Origin of the sequence: Blastococcus carthaginiensis (genome assembly GCF_030731085.1) — a bacterium.
Taxonomy (GTDB): domain Bacteria; phylum Actinomycetota; class Actinomycetes; order Mycobacteriales; family Geodermatophilaceae; genus Blastococcus; species Blastococcus carthaginiensis.
Window position 1 is genome coordinate 53863 of the sequence record NZ_JASNFN010000032.1, and the last position, 6690, is coordinate 60552.

The 6690-nt window shown below is 75.8% G+C and carries 5 protein-coding genes; all 5 read left to right on the forward strand.

The annotated features are described in order from the left end of the window. Window positions 1-57: 57 nt before the first annotated feature. Window positions 58-1254, forward strand: a complete 1197-nt coding sequence (locus QOZ88_RS19820) for a sensor histidine kinase (RefSeq protein WP_306001423.1) — start codon at window positions 58-60, stop codon at window positions 1252-1254. Continuing rightward, complete coding sequence (locus tag QOZ88_RS19825; protein ID WP_306001424.1) at window positions 1251-1946, forward strand: response regulator transcription factor; 696 nt, start codon at window positions 1251-1253, stop codon at window positions 1944-1946. The genes QOZ88_RS19820 and QOZ88_RS19825 overlap by 4 nt, the downstream gene beginning before the upstream one ends. 287 nt (window positions 1947-2233) lie before the next feature. Further along, window positions 2234-3007, forward strand: coding sequence for an ABC transporter ATP-binding protein (locus QOZ88_RS19830; RefSeq protein WP_319946901.1), 774 nt, complete (start codon window positions 2234-2236; stop codon window positions 3005-3007). A gap of 4 nt (window positions 3008-3011) precedes the next feature. Further along, the gene (locus QOZ88_RS19835; RefSeq protein ID WP_306001425.1) at window positions 3012-5471 is read left to right on the forward strand and encodes an ABC transporter permease; all 2460 of its coding nucleotides are present in this window, start codon (window positions 3012-3014) and stop codon (window positions 5469-5471) included. 245 nt (window positions 5472-5716) lie between these two features. After that, the coding region (locus tag QOZ88_RS19840) for an IS110 family RNA-guided transposase (RefSeq protein ID WP_306001426.1) at window positions 5717-6690 on the forward strand (974 nt) is incomplete at its 3' end.

Here is a 6690-nt window from a genome sequence, read left to right on the forward strand (position 1 = left end):
CGCGGATCATCCCGAGGGGCGACGAGGCGGGCGACCGCGGTCCCTAGGCTTCCGCGCATGGAACGGTCGCCCGCCGTCGAGCGCCTGGCCCCGTGGCTGCAAGGCCGGGCGTTCGCCGTCGACGCCGGGCTGGCCGCTCTCATCGGCCTGGTCACCGTGGTGCTGCCCGGCCTCACCGGGGCCTACTTCTGGTCGGACCAGACCCGCGCACTGGTCCTCGGGTTGCTCCTGGTCGCCCCGCTGGCCTGGCGTCGGGTCGCGCCGGTGCCCGCGGCCGCGGCGGTCATCGCGGCCGGGCTGCTGGAGCTCGTCGTCTCCGACGAATTTCTGGCCGCCAACGTCGCGGCCCTGGTGATGGTCTACTCGCTGGCCGCCTACGCCCCGCGCTGGGCCGGGCAGTGCGGGTTGGCCGTCGGGCTGGTCGGCGCCCTCCTCGCCGCGGCGCGCTACTTCGGCGGCGACTTCTCCGACAGCACGCTCATCACGGCGGGGGCTATCGGCGTCTCGGTGGTCGCCGCCTGGGCGCTGGGCGACCTGCGGCGGGCGCGGCTCCAGCGGATGGCCGCGCTCGAGGAACGCGCGCAGCTGCTGGAGCTGGAGCGCGACCAGGAGATGCGGCTGGCCGCCACGGCCGAGCGGGCCCGCATCGCGCGGGAGATGCACGATGTCGTCGCGCACTCCCTGTCGGTCGTCATCGCGCAGGCCGACGGCGGCCGCTACGCCGGCAAGGCCGACCCGCAGGCGGCCACCGACGCGCTGGAGGCGATCGCCGCCACCGGCAGGCAGGCGCTCACCGACATGCGCGCCCTGCTCGGCGTGCTCCGGGACGGCGGCGGCGAGGAGTACGCCCCGCAGCCCGACGTCGCCGCGATCCCGGCCCTGGTCGAGGACGTGCGGGGCAGCGGCCTGGACGTCGACCTCATCGAGGAGGGCACGCCGCAGCCGATGCCGGCCGGCCCGCAGCTGGCCGCCTACCGCATCGTGCAGGAGTCGCTCACCAACGTGCTCAAGCACGCCGGCCCGGCCGGCCGCGCCTGGGTGCGGCTCCAGTGGCGGCCCGACACGCTGGAGCTCTCCGTCCTGGACGACGGCCGGGGCGCCGCGGCCGCGGTCACCGGCTCCGACGGCCTGGGCCAGGGGCTCCGTGGCATGCGGGAGCGCGCCCAGCTGCACGGCGGCCGGCTGGAGGCCGGGCCCCGGCACGGTGGCGGTTTCGGCGTGCACGCCGCCCTGCCCTACCGTGCAGGCCGATGAGCGCGATCCGGGTCGTCCTCGTGGACGACCAGCAGATGGTGCGGGCCGGGTTCCGCATGGTCATCGACTCCCAGGCCGACCTCACCGTGGTCGGGGAGGCCGGTGACGGCGCGGCGGCGGTCGAGGTGCTGGCCCGCACCCCCGCCGACGTCGTCCTCATGGACATCCGCATGCCCGGCACCGACGGCATCGAGGGCACTCGGCAGGTCACCGCGCTGCCCGAGCCGCCGCGGGTCGTCGTCCTCACCACGTTCGACCTCGACGAGTACGTGGTGGCCGCGATCGGCGCCGGGGCCAGCGGCTTCCTGCTCAAGGACGCCGCGCCCGAGGAGATGCTCTCCGCGATCCGCACCGTGCACGCCGGTGACTCGGTGATCGCGGCGAGCTCCACCCGCCGGCTGCTGCAGCACGTGGCGCCCATCCTGCGGGGCGGGGTGGCCGTCGCACCCGCCGGCGCCGACGACGGGGCCCTGGGCGAGCTGACGCCGCGCGAGCGCGAGGTGCTCGAGCAGATGGCCTACGGCGCGACCAACAGCGAGATCGCCGCGCACTTCTTCGTCAGCGAGGCGACGGTGAAGACCCACGTCGGCCGGGTGCTGGCCAAGACCGGCTCGCGCGACCGGGTGCAGGCCGTCGTCCTGGCCTACCGCACCGGGCTGGTCGCCCCCGCGGACCTCCTCCGCAACGCCTGAGCCGGCGCCGACCGACTCACGCCGACCGTCCGGCACCAGCCGGCCAGGTGACCCTCCAGGCGCTCTGCCTCTGAGTGCACCTGCACTCAGAGGCAGAGCGTGCCGAGGGGACCACCTGCCAGGGACGGGAGGCCCGGCAGCGGCCGGATCCACCCGCAGCATGACGGCCGGTCCACCCGGGGGACCACCGCGGGGTCGCGGAAGACCGGCCCCTGCTCCGACGCGGGGGGACGCCGCCGGGCGGGAGCGTGATCACCGTCGATGAAGTCCGTTCCCGGAGGTGCGCAGTGCCCGTCCCCGTCATGACCGTCCCCGGCGAGCCGCCGGCGTCCCTCGCCGGCGCCGCCGTCCGCGCCGCCGGCCTGCGCAAGACCTACGGCGGCGGCGAGACCGCCGTCCACGCGCTGGCCGGCGTCGACGTCACCTTCGCCCGCGGCGAGTTCACCGCGATCATGGGTCCCTCCGGCAGCGGCAAGTCCACGCTGATGCACTGCCTGGCGGGGCTCGACAGCGCCACCGCCGGGCAGGTGTGGCTCGGCGACACCGAGCTGACCAGCCTCCGGGACGACGAGCTCACCGGGCTGCGCCGCCAGCGGATCGGGTTCGTCTTCCAGGCGTTCAACCTGCTGCCGGTGCTGCCGGCGCGCGAGAACATCGTGCTGCCGATGCAGCTGGCCGGGCTGCGCCCCGACCCGGTCTGGTTCGACGACGTCGTCGCGCGGCTGGGGCTGCGCGAGCGCCTCGGCCACCGCCCGCACGAGCTCTCCGGCGGCCAGCAGCAGCGGGTGGCCATCGCCCGCGCGCTGCTCCCCCGCCCCGACGTCGTCTTCGCCGACGAGCCCACCGGCAACCTCGACTCCCGCAGCGGCGCGGAGGTGCTCGGCCTGCTGCGCTCCAGCGTCAAGGAGACCGGCCAGACCGTCGTCATGGTCACCCACGACCCGTCGGCCGCCGCCTACGCCGACCGCGTGGTGCTGCTGGCCGACGGCCGGCTGGCCGGCGAGCTCACCGACCCGACCGCGGCCTCCGTGCTCGACGCCCTGCGCGGGTTGGGGGCCTGACGTCGTGCGCGTAGTCACCCTGGCGAGCATCCGGGCGCACCTGCCCCGGCTGATCGCCTCCACCCTGGCGATCGTCATCGCCGTGGGCTTCGTGGTCGCCACCCTGGTGCTCAACGAGACCTCGCGCGCCACGGTCCTCGAAGCCGTGGGCGCCCCGTACGTCGGCACCGACGCGGTGGTCACCTCCGACGACGGCTCGGGTCTCGACGACGAGCTGGAACGCATCGCCGCCCTGGACGGCGTCGCCGCGGTCGACGCCACCTGGGAGACCGGCGTGCAGGCCCTGCTGCCCGGCCGAACCGGTCTGCAGTACCTGCTCGCCGAGTCGGTCGCCGACGCGCCGGCCCTCCGCTGGCAGTCGATGGCCGACGGCGAGCTGCCCGATGCGCCCGGCGAGATCGCGGTGAGCGAGCGCACCGGCGCCGCCGTCGGCGACACGATCGACCTCACGTACTCGGCGCCCGACGGCACCGAGCGGGACGCGTCCGTCACGGTCACCGGCGTCGTGGACCTGGGCGGCGACCCCACGGCGGGCATCTACGGCCGCATCTGGGGCACCGCCGACCAGCTGCGCACCTGGGGCGCCGTGGACCCGTACGAGCTGCGGGTGGCCGGGGCCGACGGCGTGCCGGCCGGGGACGTGGTGCAGCAGGTCGGCGCCGCCCTGGCCGACCGGCAGGTCGTGGTGCGCACCGGCACCGGGCAGGCCGAGGAGGCCGCCGCCCGGCTGACCGGCGACACGATGGCGCTCACCGCGGTGCTGCTGGTCTTCGCCACCGTGGCGGTGCTGGTCGCGGGCCTCGTCATCGCCAACACGTTCGCCGTCCTGCTGGCCCAGCGGACCCGCGAGCTGGCACTGCTGCGCTGCGTGGGCGCGACCGCCCGCCAGGTGCGCCGCAGCGTGCTGGGCGAGGCGGCGCTGACCGGCCTGGCCGCGTCGGTCGTCGGCGTCCTCGCCGGCATCGGCCTGGCTGCCGGGGTGTCGGCGATCGCCGAGGCCGCCGACTCCCCGGTCCCGCTCTCCGGCCTCTCCGTGCCGCTGGTCGCCGTCGCCGCCGGGCTGGCCGTCGGCACGGCCACCACCCTGCTCGCGGCGCTCGCCCCCGCCCGCGGCGCCACGAAGGTCGCCCCGCTGGCCGCGCTCCGGCCGGCCGACCCTGCGCCGCTGAGGTCGCGGGGCGGCGTGCTGCGCCTGGTGCTGGGCCTGCTGCTGGTCGTCCCCGGCGTGCTGCTCATGGGGGTCGGCGTCGCGCTGGCCGACGTCCTGATCGCGCTGCCGGGCGGTGCGCTGAGCTTCCTCGGCGTCGTCCTGCTGGCCCAGCGGGCGGTGCCCCCGGTGGTGGGCGCCGTCGGCCGGCTGACCGCCCGCCTGGGTGGCGTGCCCGGGCGGCTCGCCGCCGGCAACGCCACCCGCAACCCCCGGCGGACGGCGGCGACGGCGACCGCGCTGCTCATCGGCGTCACCCTGACCACCGCCATGGTCGTCGGCGCGGCGTCGACGCGGGCCACCGCGCAGGCCGGCCTGGCCGCGCAGTACCCCACCGACGTGATCGTCCAGGGCGACGGCGCGATGCCTGCGTCGCTGCCGGGCCGGCTGGCCGCGGTCGACGGCGTGGTGGCCGCATCGTCGCTCACCGCCGCGACGGCGACCGGGCCGGACGGCGAGGAGACGATCGTCGCCGGGCTGGACGCCGCGACCGCGGCGCCGGTGATGCGCTCCACCGCCGACGTGCCGATCCCCGCGGCCGGCGAGGTCGTGCTGCCGTGGTGGACCGAGTCGAGCTGGGAGGTGCCGGTGGGCGGTCCCGTCACCTTCACCGCCGGCGACCGGACGACGACCCTCACCGCCCTGTACGGCGACGTCGAGCGGCCCACGCTCCCGGCCGCCGAGCTGGCCCGGCTCGCACCCGGCGCCGCCGTCGACACCGTCTGGCTGCGGCTGGCCGACGACGCCGACCACACGGACGTGATCGACGAGGTCACCGACGTGGCGGGCGCCGCGATGCCGTTCGCCTTCGTCACCGGGCTGGCCAGCGAGCGTGCCGCGATCGACTCGGTGCTCGACGTGCTGCTGCTCGTCGTCACCGGCCTGCTGGGCGTGGCGGTGGTGATCGCCCTGATCGGGGTGGGCAACACGCTGGCCCTGTCGGTGGTCGAACGGCGGCAGGAGAACGGGCTGCTGCGGGCGCTGGGTCTGACCCGGGGGCAGCTGCGAGGGCTGCTCGCCTGGGAGTCCGCGCTGGTGGCCGGGGTCGCCGCGGTGCTCGGCGTGGTGCTGGGCAGCGCCTACGGGCTGATCGGCGTCGCGTCGGTGCTCGGCTCCTACGGCGAGCTGGTGCTGAGCATGCCGTGGCTGCAGGTCGGCGCGATCGTGCTGGTCGCGACGGTGGCCGGGCTGCTCGCGTCGGTGCTGCCGGCCCGCCGCGCGGCGCGCACCCCGCCGGTGGCCGCCATCGCCGGCTGACCGGCGATGATCAGGTGACAGTGAGGATGTAGGCGAGCCCCGCAGCAGCCGTTCCTGACCCTTCAGGTGACTGGCCTCGGGTCTTTATCCGGATTTGTCGGTTCGGTCGCTGCGGGGCTCGCTGCACTCACCAGACGTGGCGGTGTGACCTCATAGGAGCCTGTGCCAGCAGGCACCCATCACTGTCTTGTCCGCTCGCCCGGCGGTGCGTGCCGCCCTGTCGGTTGCGAGCGAGGAGGACGGCGATGACCACCATCGCACCAGAGACTGTCCCGGGCCAGGTCCAGGTGGCCGGTGGCGTGGACACCCATTGCGACACCCACACCGCGGCCGCGGTCGACACCACCGGGCGGCTGCTGGGCCACCGGCAGTTCCCGGCCACCGCGGCCGGCTACCGGCAGCTGCTGGCCTGGCTGCGGACCTTCGGCGCCCTGCTGGTCGTCGGGATCGAGGGCACCGGCGCCTACGGCGCCGGCCTGGCCCGCCACCTGGCGGCCGAGGGCGTGGCGATGCTCGAGGTCGACCGGCCCGACCGCAAGCTGCGCCGGTTGGCCGGCAAGTCCGATCCGCTGGATGCCGAGGCCGCCGCCCGCACCGCACTGGCCCGCACCCGCACCGGCACCCCCAAGGACCGCAGCGGGCAGGTGGAGGCGTTGCGCAACCTGCGCGTGGCTCGCAGCAGCGCGGTGGATCAGCGGGCGGACTGCCAGCGGCGGATCAAATCGCTGATCGTCACCACCGCCGAGCCCCTGCGAGCCCAGCTGCGCGGCCTGAAGGACAGCCGGTTGATCACCACCTGCGCCGGCCTGCGCCCGGACCCGGCCCGCATCGGCGAACCGGAGCAGGCCGCCAAGACCGCCCTGCGCGCCCTGGCCCGCCGCCACGCAGCCCTGACCGCCGAGATCGACGACCTGGACAAGCTCATCGGCCCGCTGGTCACCGCCATCAACCCCGAGCTGATGACCCGCACCGGCGTGGGCCCCGACGTCGCCGGACAGCTGCTGGTCACCGCCGGGCAGAACACCGACCGGCTGCACTCCGAACCGGCCTTCGCCATGCTCTGCGGCGTCGCCCCCATCCCGGCGTCCTCGGGCAGAACCCACCGCCACCGGCTCAACCGCGGCGGCGATCGCCAAGCCAACGCCGCCCTCTACCGCGTCGCGCTCTGCCGGATGCGCTGGGAGCCACGCACCCGTGCCTACGTCGAACGCCGCACTAA

Bases quoted from the DNA above. Each gene is read 5' to 3' on its own strand.
- QOZ88_RS19820 (WP_306001423.1), top strand. From the start codon at position 58: ATGGAACGGTCGCCCGCCGTCGAGCGCCTGGCCCCGTGGCTGCAAGGC.
- QOZ88_RS19825 (WP_306001424.1), top strand. From the start codon at position 1,251: ATGAGCGCGATCCGGGTCGTCCTCGTGGACGACCAGCAGATGGTGCGG.